This window comes from Methylosarcina fibrata AML-C10, assembly GCF_000372865.1.
Lineage (GTDB): Bacteria > Pseudomonadota > Gammaproteobacteria > Methylococcales > Methylomonadaceae > Methylosarcina > Methylosarcina fibrata.
In genome coordinates this window covers 2,404,913-2,421,898 of record NZ_KB889965.1, presented here as the reverse complement: position 1 = coordinate 2,421,898, position 16,986 = coordinate 2,404,913, and the positions used below count along the sequence as shown (strand labels likewise).

The following is a 16,986-nucleotide window of genomic DNA, read 5'->3' as shown; positions in this document are numbered from 1 at the left end:
CACCTCTTTGTAAGCGGTCAGCCATCCCACCTGTAAAAACTAAACGTCCTGGTGCATCCTGTGATTTTTTGATCAGGAGTTTTAACATGGCCATCACAGCGAAATGGCGTCGGCATATTGAAGCGTGGCAACGCAGTGGTCTGTCACAAGCCAAGTATTGCGCTGGGCAGCAAATCAATGTTCGTACGTTTTCCGCGCGACTGAGCGACTATCGCAAATTACCCAAGTCCGATTCAGCGGTTTTGATACCGGTGCATGTCGAGTCCACTGGGGCTGAGGGTATTGTCTTCACCCATGCCCAAGGTCATCGTTTGGAGTTACCCGCTTCGGTGTCAGCGCGCTGGTTGGCGGAGTTGTTGCGATGCCTGGCCTGATCGAAACGCCGGCGCACATTTGGATTGCCGTGGCACCCGTCGACATGCGGCGCGGCCTGGATGGCTTGACCGCGATCGTCCAGCACAGCCTAGGCTATTCACCCTGCGCCGGTTCGGCTTTTATCTTCCGTAACCGGGCCGGCAACCGCTTGCGTTTGCTGCTGTGGGATGGCAATGGCGTGTGGCTGTGTCAGCGGCGCTTGCACCGAGGCCGTTTTGTCTGGCCCCAGGCTTCTGACCCGGTGTTTGCGCTCAGTCAGGCCCAGTGGCGGTGGCTGGTCGCGGGTGTCGACTGGCAACGGCTATCGGCCACGCCCTCAGCGGAATGGCGGGTATAAAATGCGGCGTTAAAGCCCGACAAAACCCAGTAAAATCAATGCAATCAGTGGCTTTGCGCGGTATAATGTCAACCATGAATCCACTTGCCAAACTCGATCAGTTGAATCTGGAACCGGCTGCCAAAACCGAGGTAGCGGCACTGATTCAATCACTGCTCGAGCAGGCTGAGCGGGATGCTAAAACGATTCAGACCAAAGACGTCAAAATTGCCGCGCTGACGCACGAGTTGGCTTACTACAAGCGCATCCGTTTCAGTACCAAGAGCGAAGCCTTGGCGCCGTTGCAACGCGATGTCTTCGAAGAAACCTGGAACACTGACATCTCGGCCATCGAAGCCGAAGTCGAGCAGCTTCAGGAAGTCCAATCGTGTGCCACCGTGGCTCGCCCGAAACGGGTGCGCGCTGGCCGGCAGCCCTTGCCGGATCATCTGCCGCGCATCGAACACCGTCACGAACCCGAAACCTGCGCCTGCGGAAAATGCGGAAAAGACTTGGTCAAGATCGGTGAAGACGTCAGTGAACAACTGGATGTCGAACCCGCCCGATTCTTCGTGCATCGGCATATTCGTCCACAATACGCTTGTCGGCACTGTGAAACCATCACGGCGGCGCCGATTCCGCCGGCGGTCATCGATGGCGGCCTGGCCGCGGTCGGCTTGTTGAGCTGGGTGATGATCAGCAAATTCTTGGATCATTTACCCTTGTACCGGCTGGAACAAATCGCGGCGCGGGACGGCGTGAGCTTGTCCCGTTCCACGCTGGCCGATTGGGTCGGACGTCTCGGCGTCGCCTTGCAGCCTTTGGCGGATCGCCTGGCCTGGCATCTGTTGCAACGTGACTGTCTGCATGCCGATGAGACGCCGGTGCCGCAGCTCGATCCGGGCAACGGCAAAACGAAAAAGGCCTATTTGTGGGCCTACCGCAGTAACGACCTGCAACCGGGGCCGAAGATCCTCATCTTCGACTATCAAGCCGGTCGCAGTGGCCGGCATGCGCAGCAGTTTCTGCAAGACTGGCAGGGTCATCTGATGGTCGACGACTATGGTGGCTATAAAGCCCTGTTTGCGACTGCCCGCGCGCATCCCGAGCATCAACGCCTGCTTGAACCGTGCGTCGAGCTCGCCTGTTGGGCGCATGCGCGCAGGAAGTTCTTCGACCTGTTCCAGGCCAGTCAGAGCCCCGTGGCACAAGAAGCCTTGCAGCGGATCGGCGTGCTGTATGCCATTGAAGCCGAGGGCCGAGACATGAGTACCGACGAGCGCCAATGCCTGCGGGCGGAAAAAAGCCGACCCGCATTAACCGACCTGGACGATTGGCTGCAGCAAACACGACTCCATACCGCGCCCAACAGCGCAACGACCAAAGCGATCAATTACAGCCTGAAACGCTGGAGCGCCCTGACGCGTTACGCCGAAACCGGTGATCTGCCCATCGACAACAATCCCGTCGAGAACAGTATTCGCCCCATTGCCTTGGGGAAAAAGAATTGGTTGTTTGCAGGCTCGGAACGAGCCGGCCAACGGGCCGCCGTCATTCAATCTCTGCTTGGCACCGCCAAGCTCAACGGCCTCGATCCGGCCGTTTGGTTAAGAGAAACCCTGGAAAAACTCCCCACCTGGCCTAACAGTCGCATCGACGAATTGCTGCCGTTTGCTGCCACCGATTAATTTCTACCGGTGAACTTGAGTCGTGGTACCTCTGCACGCTTTCCATCGTTCCGGGTTAACACTCAATCATTCAAAACTCGGATTGTGCCAAATAAAACGCAAAATCTAATCATTCTTGGCGCAAAATTCGCAAAACGAAATTTTTACTGAACTCGGCGCAAACCCAACAGCGCCGAGGCTTCCAGCCAAAAACGCGAAAATTTTCCCTGTGCCAAATACATCGCTTCCCCACAAAATGTCCCGAGAGTGTCCCAAAAACCTTAAGGCAATAAAAAAGGACTCGGTCAAAAAACCTAAGTCCTTGAATTTTTTGGTGCCTCGGGCCGGAGTCGAACCGGCACGGTGTTACCACCGAGGGATTTTAAGTCCGATAAAATGGGTTTCTAGATCAATGAGTTGCATTCTAAGTTATTGAACTAATTGAAAATAGATAAATCAAGTTTCAACTTGATTCAACGCAATTTAATGCACGATTGGCAATAAAATGGCAATAGAATCGGCAATTATAATTGCCGAAATCAAAGCATGTCATGCCAAGCTGTTGGTGCTCATCATCAATACGTGGTTGAAGACCCTGGTATCGGTGGAGTAGTGACGACACAATCGAAGCAGTCCAGCCGATCATCACCGTCAAAAAAGCCCCCAAACGGTCGTTTTTCTGACATAGAGAAATTAAAAACAGGAGGTAGACTCGCGTCATTATAAACGATGCTCATCTGCCATGTTGCTTACCAATTTACAGAGCCGCCATCAGTCATCGGCTCAACATCTCTCTGAATCCCACAAGAGTCGGAGTTTTTGCCAAAAGAATTATGCTCTTGTGCTGCCTATATTTTGTTTAGGACTCATTAGTTTCGGCCCAAGTTGCCAGGCGCAAGAAAAGGCGGCTTTGCCAAAAAGCTATATCACTACGGTCAGTCCAAAAGTTTCAAACCCTTCTCCTTCCAAGCTGCAAAGCACACTTTGGTGGCAAATCGCCAAACATCATCAACTGGATCCTTACATTTTATATGCTGTCGCGCTGATTGAATCAGCCAAAGGGAATCCTTCAAATCAGGTGTCTCCCTGGCCCTGGGCCATTAACAAGTCCGGCAAACCCATCCTCCCCGACTCGCAACAGGAAGCACGAGTCCTCTTAAATAAAACCCTTGCCGAGGGTCGTCGGAACATCGATGTCGGACTCATGCAAATCAATCTCTACTGGCATGGACATCGGGTAGGTAAACCTGAGCAACTGTTGAACCCTGTCACGAACTTACAGATCGGTGCTTTAGTCTTGGCCGAAGCCATCCAATCAGCACCCCATGATCTGGTTTTAGGGGTAGGGCGCTATCACAGCTGGCAAAATACCAAAGCCGCAGTGAGCTATGGACGCAGGGTGCTGGCGGTGGCGAATCAAATCAGAGCAGTGCTCTGATCGAGTGCTTTATGGACGAAAATATCTACAACCTGAATCTGGATTATCTGATTCTGGCTCATGCGTTGATCCAGTCCGGCCGTAAACAGCAAGCCATGGTCAGTCTCGGCTTAACACCGGAAGCAGTGACCATTTTGGCTAAAATGCCGGTAGATCAGTTGAAAGCACTGGCGCGAAGCGATGTGCTCAGTTTTGCTCCCCGTTTTCCCGTCAATTCCTGGCGGACATTCTTGCGTAACGAACCCATGGTGAGCGAGCCTTTTGAACAACGCGCCCTTCGACTGAGAATGTTTTTAAGCAAATCAGGAAGCCAGCCATGATAGCTGAAGGCTTGTCCTATGAAGATCAGTTGCAAAACTACCAATTAGCCTATCAACTGCTCAAACGAAAACTTCGAACATCATATGTCAGCCAACTGATTAAAAGCATCAGTTTGCCGGAAATTCGCGATATTCATCGCGCCATTCACCAAGGAGAGAGCCCAAGCTCGGGCTTGCTTCCCGCCATCGAAGCCATTCCCCAAGTACGAGAGTCCATGCTGTACATCTCTCTGTTTGCATCCCTTTATCGAAGTGCCAGTCCGGTCGATATCAGGGCTGAAATGGATGTGTCCGCCATCATATTTGCCTGGGATTTTTTTTGCGAGACATTCCCCAACCATGTTCGTGAACGCAGACCCTACGGTAAGGTGCGTCCCGCTAATTTCAGCGAAGCCTGGGTCATTGCCCAAGCGCTGAAAATCGGCTCGGCATCCTTGCAATATTGTAAAAGCTGTCACGGTGATCATATCGTTATTTACAACAGCAAATTTCCGCCAACCTGCCAAGTTTGTGTCATAGATCAATTGCGAAAAAGGGGAAACGTTCCTGACTCGAAGTAACGACAGAATTTGTGTTTTTGTAAAACTCTCAGTTTGATCGGGCAGATTCATTTAGCACTTTGGATTGAGCCTGATACTGACGGTCTTTGTCGGCCACTTTGCGACATTCAGGCAGCTGAAAAACCTTGGTTGCAAGCGACTAGATGTGACTACTAAGCTGACTTTTATATCCATAATCTTTTTGTAAATGTATGGCTTGGTTTACATTCCCGGCTTTATAGCCATTAGCAAAACGCCAAGAAACAGCCAAATCTAAGCTATTTCGGGGACGTTACGTCGGACTCTAACTCTTTCAAGCAAGCCAGGCAAAGACATTCATCATAAAGCTGTCGAATATACTCAATCGTTTCAAAGGACAAACAAATGTTCGAACAATCGCAGCGATGAATGCGATTGGCCTTGCAAATGAATAGGCGCTGACAACGCGGGCACTGTTTCGCCTCGTGTTTGTTTCCGAAATTATTGCTAACCACGAAAACGCTCCGGAGAAAAATCAGCCATCAAATCCGCCTTGCTCCGTATTTCGACAGGCCGGTTTATCGTCGCTGCCATGATTGAACCCGGCCTTGCCGATGCTGAGTATACTTGACGGCTAATCCCAGGCCAGCGCGCCGCCGGTTTGATATTCCGTAACCCGGGTTTCGAAGAAATTTTTCTCCTTGCGTAGATTGGCCTGTTCGTCCAGCCACGGCAATACGTTTTCGGCACCGGGAAAGGGCTCCGACAGGCCGAGTTGCCGGGCGCGGCGATTGGCGACAAAGCGGAATTGCTCGACATGCAATCTGGCGTTGTAGCCCAGAATCGAGTCGCGCAGGATGTAGCCGGCATAGGCCGCTTCGGCGGCTTCGGCTTCGTCCCACATTTGCCGTAGCGCTTGCGGATCGAGGGCCAGATTTTCCTCATCCAATAATTGCCGCACCACGCGAATGCCGAACGCGCAATGCAGCACTTCGTCGCGCATGATGTATTGCAATTGTTCGGCGGTGCCTTTCATTAAGCCACGCCGCTGCAACGCGAATACCGGACTGAAGCCGTTGTAAAACCAGGAGCCCTCGAATACGGCGGCGAAGAACAGATAAGCCATGGCAAATTCATGCAGCGCGTCGCGGTCGGTCAACGGCCGCCCGGATTGCAACACGCCGTGCAGGCGGCGGTTGGCCAGCGCGATTTTGCCATGGATTTCCGGCACCACCCGGTAGCGGTTGTAGATTTCGCGCTGGTCGATCCCCAGGGTTTCGATGCAATGCTGGTAGGTCCAGGTGTGCAGCGCTTCCTCGTAGACTTGTCGAGCCTGGTAGATTTGCAATTCCGGCGCACTCATCTTTTCCATCACCGCCAGGCCAATGTTGCGCATCGCCAGAATGTCGGAAGTGGTCAGATAAGCTAGTACGTTCTCGAACACGTGGCGTTCGGCCGACGTCAGTTTATGCTGGTAATCGTGCACATCCTGCGCCATCGAGATTTCCAGCGGCGTCCAGTGGTTACGGTTGGCGTTCAAGAAAAACGACCAGGCCCACGGGTATTTGAATGGCGCCAACTGGTTAATGTCGGCCTGTCCGTTGACCACTCGCTTTTGTTCGGGATCAATTGGTGGCAGTACACTCCCATTAGACGGAGCTACTTTTTGCGTATCGACCTGGATTTCCGATGCAGTCGAGGTGATTGGCGCATCCCAATCGTCAAAATTCAGCGTCGGCTTCATTGGCAGGCCTCACAATCAGGATCGGTAATCGAGCAAACTTTGGGCGTCGCGTCATCGCCTCCCGTTTTCTCCATCGCCGTCGCGCCCAAGGTGCGCAGATAATAGGTGGTCTTCAAGCCGCGTTGCCAGGCCAGTCGGTATATCTGGTCCAGCTTGCTGCCGGTCGGTGCGGCGACGTATAGATTCAACGATTGCGACTGATCTATCCATTTTTGCCGACGAGCGGCGGCTTCGATCAGCCATTCCGGGTCGATTTCGAAGGCGGTGGCGTAGCGGGCCTTGATGTCGGCCGGCACCCGTTCGATGGCTGCCAGCGAGCCGTCAAAGTATTTCAGGTCGGCCACCATCACCGCATCCCATAATCCCAGTGTTTTCAAATCGCGTACCAGCGCGGCATTGACCACGATAAACTCGCCGGACAGGTTGGATTTGACATAAAGATTCTGATAGACCGGCTCGATGGATGCCGACACGCCGACGATGTTGGAAATCGTCGCGGTCGGCGCAATGGCCACGCAATTGGAATTGCGCATCCCCACCTGAGCAATGCGTTGACGCAGCGCGTCCCAGTCCAGCCGCCCGCCCGCGACCACACCCAGATCGCCGCGCGTTTCGCTCAGGCGTTCCAGCGTATCCGGCGGCAATAGCCCTTGCTGCCACAGACTGCCGGTAAAGCTGCTGTAACGGCCGCGTTGCTCGGCCAAATCGGCCGAGGCCTGATAAGCGTAATAGCACAGCAATTCGGCCGAATAATCGGCGAATTCCACCGCTTCCTGGCTGGCGTAAGCGAGCCCCAGTTGGTGCAAGCAATCGGAGAAACCCATCATGCCCAGTCCGACCGGACGGTGGCGCAGGTTGGCGTTGCGCGCCTTGGGCGTCGCGTAAAAATTGATGTCGACGACGTTGTCCAGCATCCGCATCGCGGTGGCGACGGTGCGCTGCAATTTGCCGGCGTCCAGTTGCCATGCGCCGTCATGCTCGACCAAGTGCGCGGCCAGATTCACCGAGCCCAGGTTGCAAACCGCCGTTTCGTCGGCCGAGGTATTCAGCGTGATTTCGGTACACAGGTTGGAACTGTGAATCACCCCGGCATGTTGTTGCGGCGAACGCAGATTGCAGGCGTCCTTAAACGTGATCCACGGATGGCCGGTTTCGAACAGCATGGTCAGCATCTTGCGCCAAAGCTGCACCGCGCCGATGCGTTTATACAACTTGATCTCCCCGCGTTCGGCCTTGGCTTCGTAAGCCTGGTAAACCTCGGAGAAGGCTTCACCGTATAGCTCGTGCAAGTCCGGCGTATCCACCGGCGAAAACAAGGTCCATTCGGCGTTATCACGCACCCGTTGCATGAACAAGTCCGACACCCAGGCGGCGGTGTTCATGTCGTGGCAGCGGCGGCGCTCGTCGCCGGTGTTCTTGCGCAGCTCCAGAAATTCCTCGAAATCCAGGTGCCAGTTTTCCAGATAGGCGCACACCGCGCCCTTGCGTTTGCCGCCCTGGTTGACCGCGACGGCGGTGTCGTTGACCACTTTCAAAAACGGAATCACGCCCTGGCTGTGGCCATTGGTACCCTTGATCCGACTGCCTAGCGCCCGCACCGGTGTCCAGTCGTTGCCAAGGCCGCCTGCGTATTTTTGCAAAAGCGCGTTTTCCTTGATGCTTTGATAAATGCTGTCCAGATCGTCGGAGACCGTGGTCAGATAGCACGACGACAATTGCGGATGGCGGGTGCCGCTGTTGAACAAGGTCGGCGTCGAACACATAAAGTCGAAGCTCGATAGCAAGCGGTAAAATTCGATAGCGCGCGCCTCTCGGTCGATCTCATGCAAGGCCAAGCCCATCGCCACCCGCATGAAAAAGCACTGCGGCAATTCGATGCGGAGGCCGTTCACGTGCAGGAAATAGCGGTCGTACAGGGTCTGCAGGCCCAGATAATCGAATTGCAAATCGCGCTCGGCCAGCAGGGCCTGACCCAGTCGTTCCAGGTCAAATTCGGCCAGGCGTGGATCGAGCAGTTCGGCAGCGACGCCGGTGGCGATGAACTCGATAAAGCAGCCGGCATACGCTTCGGCCATGTCGGCTTGGGTCAAGGCCGAGCCGGTAGCTTCCAGGCGCAGTTGGCTCAACAGCAAGCGCGCGGCGACTTTGCCGTAGTCCGGTTCGAATTCGATCAAGGTCCGCGCCGCCAACACCAGGGCCTGACGCACCGCCGCCAGCGGCATGCCGTCGTATAGATTGTTCAGTGTCTCGGCCCACACCCGTTCGGCATCGACACTCGTCAAACCCGCGCAAGCCTCGCGGCACAGCGCGCTGAAGGCTGCGCTATCCAGCGGCCGGCGTTGGCCTTGGTCGTCTACATGCAAAGCGGATACGACAAGCTCGGTAGATTGTTGCGCCGCGCGCTGAGCCGCGTGCTTTTCCCGATACAGCACATACGCACGGGCCACGTCGTGGGCGCCGGAACGCATCAACGCCAGTTCCACTTGGTCCTGAATATCCTCGATATACACCGTGCCGCCACCGGGCAAACGCCGCGTCAAGGCATCGATCACGCTGGCGGTGAGTTGCGCCACCTGTTCGCGGATGCGCGCCGAATTGACGCTGTACTGGCCTTCCACGGCCAAAAAGGCCTTGGTGATGGCGATGGCGATTTTTTCCGGCTGAAACGCGACCACGGAACGGTTGCGGCGAATCACTTCCAAGCCGCTATCCGTTGGATACGAAGGGGAGTGTTTAACGGATTCGGCAGGGTCGGGATAAAAACTGGCGGGTTGAGCGGCGCTATCCATGTGTTTCTCCACAAGGGGAGCAGGGACATGAAGCCGCAACGGCAGGCGTAAAACGGCAGCGAGAATCCGAACCGTAATGCTTGCCATCGTCCTCGGAGACACCCCGCTCCTGGTTGATAAAGGTTTCGAGGGCAGGTCTCCTGGCTTTCGGGTCGCCGTTTCGGTTCGGCCTTCCCGGACTCGCGTCCAGTGGCACGGATTGAACCTCAACTCGCCGATTACAGTTGCGGGGGCAGCTCCGGCTTACAGACGATCATGCGAACAGCGCACAAACGGCAACCGGATTCCCTTTTAATCCCCTTCGGGGGGAACCGTCTTGGTGAGGAAGTTTAGGCTGAGAAAAGATGGCTGTCAAGCTATCTTAACTATATACAGTGACTTTTTTGATTATTGATAACTATATGTTGTGTTTTGTGTATTTTCATCGAGACAAGCTGCTTTCTTGGCTCCGATAGGCCATTAGTACTGAATGCACTCCCCTGAGCAAACAGATGGCTATGCGCGACCACCAGTTGCGCTCACACTACCACGCTGCCAGCATGCTCCACCAACCAGCGTAAATATTCCAGCTCGGCGTCCTCGTGTCGGCAGGCCAAATACATGGTTTTGCCGATGGGCAAACCCGTAAAGCGCAGCCCGGTCAAATCCAGTTTGGCGGATTTGTCGGCGAGTAGCCATTCCGGCAGCAAACAGACGCCGCGGCCGGCGGCGGCCAGTTGCAGCATGATGTCGGTTTCCTCGACTTGCAGATGCGCGGCGGGCTCGATGCCGGCCGGTTGCAGCACCTTGCGGAACATGTCCAGCCGTTCGCGGGCTACCGGGTAGGTCAACACGGTTTCGCCACGTAAATCGTCGGGCGTGATCTCAGTGCGGCTAGCAAGAGGATGGTTATCAGCAACGATCAAAACTAGCTCAAAATCGAACAGCGGCTGGTAACTCAGCAGGCCGTTATCGACCGGATCGGAGGTCAGCACCGCATCCAGTTTGTATTGGCGGATGGCTTCGAACGATTCAAAGCGGTAGCGCGAGGTGACTTCGACGGTCAAATCCGGCCATGCGCGCAGATAGGGTTGCAGAATGTTGCGGAACCATTCGTAACAGGCATGGCATTCGATACCGATGGTCAATTTACCGGTTTTGCCTTTGGCCAGTTGCGCCAGATGATTTTCCGCCGAATCGACAGTGGCGATCACCGATTCGGCAACTTCCGACAAGTAGCGTCCGGCTTGGCTCAATATCAGCGAACGCCCCTGTTTGTACCACAGCGTCACGCCCAGACGCTGTTCGAGGTTTTTAATCTGATGCGACAGCGCCGATTGGGTCAGGTGCAGGGTGTCGGCCGCCGCGCTCAGCGTGCCCTGGCGTTTTAACGCCAGCAGAATACGTAGATGGATCAATTCCATATTGATGAATATACCTCATGAATCAATGAAGAAACATCGATTATCTTCATTCTATTGTCTGTTTACAATGTTTTATGTGTCAAACATTCAATAGAAAGGACTTACTCATGACGAAAATTCACAATTTAGGTTTTCCCCGGATCGGCGCCAAGCGCGAGCTAAAGTTTGCTTTAGAATCCTACTGGAAAGGCGAGTCGTCGCGCGACGAACTGAAAGCCCTCGGCCAGCAGTTACGCCAACGTCATTGGCAACTGCAATCCGGATTGGATTGGGTGCCGGTCGGCGACTTCGCCTTTTACGACCAAGTGCTGGACATGAGCTTTACCTTGGGCAATTTGCCGGAGCGGGTGCAAGATTTCCACGGCGATGCGCTGGACAATTACTTCCGCGTCGCTCGTGGCCGTTCAGCGCAATCCGCCAGCGATGCTCAGTGCTGCGGGGGCGTAGCCGCCGGCGAAATGACCAAATGGTTCGATACCAACTACCACTACATCGTGCCCGAATTCACCGCAGCCACCGCATTCAAGCTGGATGCTTCTCGCTTGCTCGAACAACTGGAGGAAGCCAAGGCCCAGGGCGTCATCGCCAAGCCGGTGATTATCGGCCCAGTCACCTACCTCTGGCTAGGCAAGGCCAAGGACAATTCCAACAAGCTCGCGCTGTTGCCCAAACTGCTGCCGGTTTACGCCGAATTGCTGGAAACGCTCGCCGCTCAAGGCGTTGAATGGGTACAGATCGATGAACCGATTCTGGTCACCGAACTGGATACCGAGTGGCAAAATGCTTTCGACACCGCCTATCAATACTTGCAAGATTGCCGGATCAAATTGTTGCTGGCGACTTATTTTGGCCAACTGGCGGAAAACCGCAGTCTCGTTGCCAATTTACCGGTGGCCGGCCTGCATGTCGATGCCGTCAACGGCCGCGATGACATCGAGCCGCTGATTAATCAATTATCAACGGACAAGGTGTTGTCACTCGGAGTGATCAACGGCCGCAATATCTGGAAGACCGACCTCAACGCCGTGCTGGATTGGCTTGAACCGATCGCGCAACAACTGGGCGAACGCCTGTGGCTTGCGCCGTCGTGCTCGCTGCTGCACGTGCCGGTCGATCTGGACAGCGAGCAGAAACTCGACGCAGAAATCAAATCCTGGCTGGCCTTTGCCAAGCAGAAACTCGGCGAATTGCAGGTGCTGGCAACCGCACTTAACCGGGGGCGCGATGCGGTCAAAGCCGAACTGGACGCCAACCGCGCCGCCATCGAGGCACGCCGCAACTCATCGCGGGTCAACAATCCGGCGGTCAAGGCCGCACTGGCCAGGATCGACGCAAAACTAGGCCAGCGCCAGAGCCCTTATGCGCAACGCGCGCTCAAGCAGGCCGCGTTGTTAAAACTACCCAAATTTCCCACAACGACCATCGGTTCGTTTCCACAGACTTCGGAAATTCGCCTGGCACGTAGCCAATTCAAGTCCGGAAAATTGGATGCAGCCGGTTATAAAGCTGCCATGCAGGCCGAAATCGCTCGATCTGTGCGTGAACAGGAAGCGCTGGGTCTGGATGTATTCGTGCATGGCGAAGCCGAGCGCAACGACATGGTGGAATACTTCGGCGAGCAGCTTGACGGCTATGTGTTCAGTCAATGCGGCTGGGTACAATCTTACGGTTCGCGTTGCGTCAAACCGCCCATCCTGTTCGGCGACATCAGTCGTCCGCACGCGATGACCGTCGAATGGATCAGCTACGCCCAGTCGCTGACCAAAAAACCGATGAAAGGCATGCTGACCGGTCCAGTGACTATTCTGAATTGGTCGTTCGTTCGCGACGATCAACCCCGCTCGGTCACTTGCAAGCAACTGGCGCTGGCTATCCGCGAGGAAGTGCTGGATTTGGAGAAGGCTGGCGTTAAGGTAATACAAATCGACGAGGCGGCCTTGCGCGAAGGCTTGCCGCTACGCCAATCGCAATGGCAGGCGTATCTGGATTGGGCGGTGGAATCGTTCCGTATCACGGCTAACGGCGTGGCGGATGAGACACAGATTCACACCCACATGTGCTATTCCGAGTTCAACGACATCATCGCTGCCATCGCCGATATGGATGCCGACGCCATCACCATCGAGACCTCGCGTTCCGACATGGAGTTGCTGGATGCTTTCGAGCATTTCAACTACCCGAACGGCATTGGCCCCGGCGTGTACGACATCCATTCGCCCAATATCCCAAGCGAACAGCATATCGTGGCGCTGATGCACAAGGCCGCCGAGCGCATTCCCGCTGAACAACTGTGGGTCAATCCGGATTGCGGCCTGAAAACCCGCCAGTGGGCTGAGGTGATACCGGCGCTGACCAACATGGTGGCCGCCGCTAAAACCTTGCGCGCTTCGTTAGGCTAACGCGCATTCCGGTATCAATCACCCCGGCTAAGTGCCGGGGTTTCACAAACACCGATTTAAAATCAGATTTAACTTTTTCCTTTGGAACGCGTCCATGTCAGACATTGCAATCGCCCAACAAGCCAAAATGCGCCCCATCATCGATTTGGCTGGCGAAAAATTCGGCATTCCTGCCGAACATCTCGATCCTTACGGTCATTACAAAGCCAAAATTTCATTGGAATATGTGAACAGTCTCGCCGATAAACCTGACGGCAAGCTGATTCTGGTCACGGCGATCAGCCCGACACCGGCTGGCGAAGGTAAAACCACCACTACGGTTGGCCTCGGCGACGCCTTGAACCGCATCGGTAAAAAAACCATCATGTGTCTGCGCGAGCCCTCGCTCGGCCCTTGCTTCGGCGTGAAAGGCGGCGCGGCCGGCGGCGGTTATGCGCAAGTGGTGCCGATGGAAGACATCAATCTGCATTTTACCGGTGACTTTCATGCCATCGGCGTTGCGCATAATTTGTTATCGGCGTTGATCGATAACCACATCAACCATGGCAATGCACTGGATATCGACCCACGCCGCATTCAATGGAAGCGCGTCATCGACATGAACGATCGGGCTCTGCGCAAGATCGTGGTCGGCATGGGGGGCGCTGCCAACGGTTATCTGCGCGAGGACGGCTTCGATATCGTCGTGGCTTCGGAAGTGATGGCGATTCTGTGCCTGGCCACCAGCCGAGCCGATCTAAAAGAACGACTGGGGCGTATCGTCATCGGTTACAAATCCGATAAAGTCACGCCGGTTTACGCCAAAGATTTAAATGCCCACGGCGCGATGGCGGCGGTGCTGAAAGATGCCATCAAACCCAATCTGGTGCAAACCCTGGAAAATAATCTGGCAATCATTCACGGCGGCCCGTTCGCTAACATTGCCCACGGCTGCAATACCGTCACCGCCACCAAAACCGCGTTGAAATTGGCCGATTACGCGGTCACCGAAGCCGGCTTCGGTGCCGATCTAGGAGCCGAGAAGTTTCTGGACATCAAATGCCGGACGTCCGGCCTGAAGCCGTCGGCGGTGGTATTGGTCGCTACGGTACGGGCGCTGAAATTCCATGGCGGCGTCGGCAAGGATGAATTGAATCAGGAAAACCTGGCAGCCTTGAAAAAAGGCTTCGCCAATCTGGAGCGCCATTTACACAATATCCAAAGCCACTACGGCCTGCCTTGCGTGGTCAGCATTAATCATTTCACCTTCGACACCGACGCCGAAATCGAATTGCTCAAAACTCAATGCGAGGCCTTGGGCGCGAAATGTGTGGTCGCCAAACACTGGGCGCACGGCGGGGCGGGTGCGGAAGAACTGGCACGCGAAATTTTGAACATCGTCGACAGCCGCGAGCCGGCCTTCAATTACGTTTACGACGATGACCTGCCGCTGTGGAACAAGATCGAAGCCATCGCCACCAAGCTATACGGTGCCGGCAGCGTCAGCGCAAGCCCGAAGGTCATGGGCGAGATTAAAGCCTTGCAGACCAACTACGGTCATTTCCCGATCTGCATGGCGAAAACCCAGATGTCGTTTTCGACCAATCCCAACAACAAGGGTGCACCGAGCGGTCACACCGTCGAAATTAGCGAAGTACGCCTCGCCAACGGTGCCGGTTTCATCGTCGCGATTGCCGGCGATATGATGACCATGCCGGGCCTGCCGAAAGCTCCGGCCGCAGAACGGATCGACATCAGCGACGACGGCGTGATCAGTGGGTTGTTTTAATGAATATTTCGTTTGAAATCGTCCCCAGAAACTTGGATGCCTTTGAAAAACAATATGCGTTTGTGCAGAGTCTGAATGACTGCATTAACATCATCAACGTACCGGATATCCAGCGCTTCGATATGCGCAGTTGGGAACTGGCGAGACATGTCGATCGAAACCAATACCGGTTTATTCCGCATTTCCGGGCCATGGATTTCAAGATCGAAAGCGGCGAGCTGTATCGCATCATCGAGGATTACCAGCTCGACAACGTGTTACTGGTGACTGGCGATCCGCCGGAAGGCCTGAAACGCAGCTATTGCAATACCGACGTGGTAGACCTGATCCGGGCGGTACGCAGGCGCTTTCCAAAACTGAACATCTATGCCGGGTTTGATCCGCATCGACAAGGCATGCAACACGAATGCCATTATATCCAGCGCAAGGCCGATGCCGGCGCCAACGGCTTTTTTTCGCAACCGTTCTACGATCATCGGCTGGTGGAACTGTTTGCCGAACACATGGACGGCCTGGAAACCTATATCGGTATCAGCCCTGTGGTGACGTCGGCCTCGCAGAATTATTGGGAAGTGAAGAATCATGTCAAATTTCCCAAGCATTTCCGGCCCGATTACGATTGGAATGTCGAGTTCGCCAACCGGCTGATCGGCTCGGCGGCGGAGAACGGTTGGCATGTGTATTTCATGCCGATCAAGGTGGAGTTAAAAAAATATTTCGAACGCATCAATTTGGCTAATACGCGTCCAACCGCCTTAACCGGAACAGGTTGAGTGTTGCCTGTGGCGTCGTCTTTGAGCATGCGTAACAGATGACTGAACATATTCTGTTCCTTACCGGCAAATTGGCCGAAAAGCAATTGCGCCGGACCATTGAAGACATGGCGCCGGAGTTTGAATACACCGTCCATGTGCTGGGCGTTACGGTGGCGGCGTTGATGACAGTCGACATGATACAACGCCGCCTGACCGACACCTTTGGCGCCGACCGGATTCTGGTTCCCGGCCGCTGCCGCGGCGATTTGGAAGCCCTGTCCCAACATTATGGAATACCGGTTGAGCGAGGGCCGGAGGAATTGAACGATCTGCCCGAATTTTTTGGCAAAGCCCGGCAGCGCCCGGATTTAAGCCGCTATGAGCTGCGCATTTTCGGCGAGGTTGTCGAAGCGCCTCACATTGATGTCCCGGCCATCATTCGCCGCGCTGAGGCTTATCGGCGCGACGGCGCGGACGTCATCGACCTGGGGTGTTTGCCGGCGACGCCGTTTCCCCATTTGGCCGACGCAATCAAGGCGTTGAAGAGCGAAGGCTTTTTGGTCAGCGTCGATTCGCTCGATCCTGAGAACCTGCTGCTGGCGGGACGCGCCGGCGCCGATTTTCTGTTGAGTCTTAATGAAGAGACGCTGTGGATCGCGGATGAGGTGGCCTCGACGCCGGTGTTGATTTCCACCCCGCACGCCGATATGGATTCTCTTGACCGCGTGATCGCCAAAATGCAGGCCAAAGGCCGGGCCTTCATCGTCGATCCCATCCTCGACCCCATCCATTTTGGCTTTACCGACTCGATTGTCCGCTACCACGAAGTACGGCGGCGGCATCCGGACGTGGAAATGATGATGGGCGTGGGCAATCTCACCGAACTGACTCATATCGATACCGCCGGGATGAACGGCATGCTGTTGGGCATTTGTTCGGAGCTGCACGTCCGCCACATTCTGGCGACGCAAGTGAGCAAGCATGCCTGCAAGGCGATCAAGGAAGCCGATCTGGCTCGCCGCATCATGCTAGCCGCACGGGAAAGCAACCGATTGCCGAAGCATATTGATGATGGCCTAATGGCGCTGCATGAACGGGCACCGTTTCCGTTGTCGCTGGCCGAAATACAGGAATTACAGGCCGCCATCCGTGACCCCAGTTTTCGCATCATGATTACAGCCGAAGGAATTCACATCTTCAATCGTGACGGATTATGGTCCGACAACGATCCTTTTGCCTTATATCCGCATTTGGGCGTCGAGAACGATGGCGGGCATGCTTTTTATCTGGGCGTCGAATTGGCAAGAGCCCAAATAGCGCAGGAACTCGGCAAGCGCTACGCTCAGGATCAACCGTTGACCTGGGGCATCCATGGCCGGACCGCTGAAGACGCGCCCGCCGATCCCAATTGCTACACGCCGCAAGGGACCACGTTGAAAGCCTCGCCGGCGTCGCCTTGTCCCACGCCTGCAATTCTTGACAACTAAAATCAGT

General features: G+C 55.1%; 14 protein-coding genes and 1 riboswitch. Of the genes, 10 read left to right on the top strand and 4 right to left on the bottom strand.

What is annotated here, in order from left to right; genetic code table 11:
- Nucleotides 1–86 precede the first annotated feature (86 nt).
- From tnpA to A3OW_RS27135, 6 genes are all read left to right on the top strand, one after another.
- Entirely contained in the window at nt 87–374 is a 288-nt protein-coding gene (gene tnpA, locus A3OW_RS0111325; protein WP_020563555.1) for an IS66 family insertion sequence element accessory protein TnpA, read from the top strand.
- A complete protein-coding gene (gene tnpB, locus A3OW_RS0111320; protein WP_020563554.1) occupies nt 362–712 on the top strand; it encodes an IS66 family insertion sequence element accessory protein TnpB in 351 nt (116 codons plus the stop codon). The genes tnpA and tnpB overlap by 13 nt, the downstream gene beginning before the upstream one ends.
- A gap of 74 nt (nt 713–786) precedes the next feature.
- The gene (tnpC, locus tag A3OW_RS0111315) at nt 787–2,379 is read left to right on the top strand and encodes an IS66 family transposase (RefSeq protein WP_020563553.1); all 1,593 of its coding nucleotides are present in this window, start codon (nt 787–789) and stop codon (nt 2,377–2,379) included.
- 721 nt (nt 2,380–3,100) lie between these two features.
- On the top strand, nt 3,101–3,796 hold the full coding sequence (locus tag A3OW_RS0111310; RefSeq protein ID WP_020563551.1) for a lytic transglycosylase domain-containing protein: 696 nt from the start codon (nt 3,101–3,103) through the stop codon (nt 3,794–3,796).
- Nucleotides 3,797–3,807: 11 nt separating this feature from the next.
- Entirely contained in the window at nt 3,808–4,116 is a 309-nt protein-coding gene (locus tag A3OW_RS0111305; RefSeq protein ID WP_020563550.1) for a flagellar transcriptional regulator FlhD, read from the top strand.
- On the top strand, nt 4,113–4,676 hold the full coding sequence (locus A3OW_RS27135) for a FlhC family transcriptional regulator (RefSeq protein ID WP_083918198.1): 564 nt from the start codon (nt 4,113–4,115) through the stop codon (nt 4,674–4,676). The genes A3OW_RS0111305 and A3OW_RS27135 overlap by 4 nt, the downstream gene beginning before the upstream one ends.
- Nucleotides 4,677–4,933: 257 nt before the next feature.
- Here the strand turns inward: A3OW_RS27135 and A3OW_RS27130 are convergent, their stop codons facing one another.
- The 4 genes from A3OW_RS27130 to A3OW_RS0111285 all read right to left on the bottom strand — a co-directional run bounded on the left by A3OW_RS27130 (nt 4,934) and on the right by A3OW_RS0111285 (nt 10,570).
- Entirely contained in the window at nt 4,934–5,149 is a 216-nt protein-coding gene (locus A3OW_RS27130) for a cysteine-rich CWC family protein (protein WP_232422372.1), read from the bottom strand.
- A gap of 119 nt (nt 5,150–5,268) precedes the next feature.
- The gene (locus A3OW_RS0111295) at nt 5,269–6,378 is read right to left on the bottom strand and encodes a ribonucleotide-diphosphate reductase subunit beta (protein WP_026223513.1); all 1,110 of its coding nucleotides are present in this window, start codon (nt 6,376–6,378) and stop codon (nt 5,269–5,271) included.
- Nucleotides 6,375–9,167 carry a ribonucleoside-diphosphate reductase subunit alpha gene (locus tag A3OW_RS0111290; RefSeq protein WP_033411703.1) on the bottom strand — a complete coding sequence of 931 codons (2,793 nt, stop codon included), beginning with the start codon at nt 9,165–9,167 and terminating at the stop codon, nt 6,375–6,377. Before A3OW_RS0111290 ends, A3OW_RS0111295 begins: the two co-directional genes overlap by 4 nt.
- A 113-nt stretch (nt 9,168–9,280) precedes the next feature.
- Nucleotides 9,281–9,498: riboswitch (cobalamin riboswitch) on the bottom strand.
- A 187-nt stretch (nt 9,499–9,685) separates the two neighbouring features.
- Entirely contained in the window at nt 9,686–10,570 is an 885-nt protein-coding gene (locus A3OW_RS0111285) for a LysR family transcriptional regulator (RefSeq protein ID WP_020563546.1), read from the bottom strand.
- A 107-nt stretch (nt 10,571–10,677) separates the two neighbouring features.
- Here A3OW_RS0111285 and metE point away from each other — a divergent pair, with 107 nt between their 5' ends.
- The 4 genes from metE (at nt 10,678) to A3OW_RS0111265 (ending at nt 16,979) form a co-directional block, all read left to right on the top strand.
- On the top strand, nt 10,678–12,969 hold the full coding sequence (gene metE, locus A3OW_RS0111280) for a 5-methyltetrahydropteroyltriglutamate--homocysteine S-methyltransferase (protein ID WP_020563545.1): 2,292 nt from the start codon (nt 10,678–10,680) through the stop codon (nt 12,967–12,969).
- 94 nt (nt 12,970–13,063) lie between these two features.
- Entirely contained in the window at nt 13,064–14,737 is a 1,674-nt protein-coding gene (locus A3OW_RS0111275) for a formate--tetrahydrofolate ligase (protein WP_020563544.1), read from the top strand.
- Nucleotides 14,737–15,510, top strand: coding sequence for a methylenetetrahydrofolate reductase (locus tag A3OW_RS0111270; RefSeq protein WP_020563543.1), 774 nt, complete (start codon nt 14,737–14,739; stop codon nt 15,508–15,510). The genes A3OW_RS0111275 and A3OW_RS0111270 overlap by 1 nt, the downstream gene beginning before the upstream one ends.
- A 38-nt stretch (nt 15,511–15,548) precedes the next feature.
- Entirely contained in the window at nt 15,549–16,979 is a 1,431-nt protein-coding gene (locus A3OW_RS0111265) for a DUF6513 domain-containing protein (RefSeq protein WP_020563542.1), read from the top strand.
- Nucleotides 16,980–16,986 lie beyond the last annotated feature (7 nt).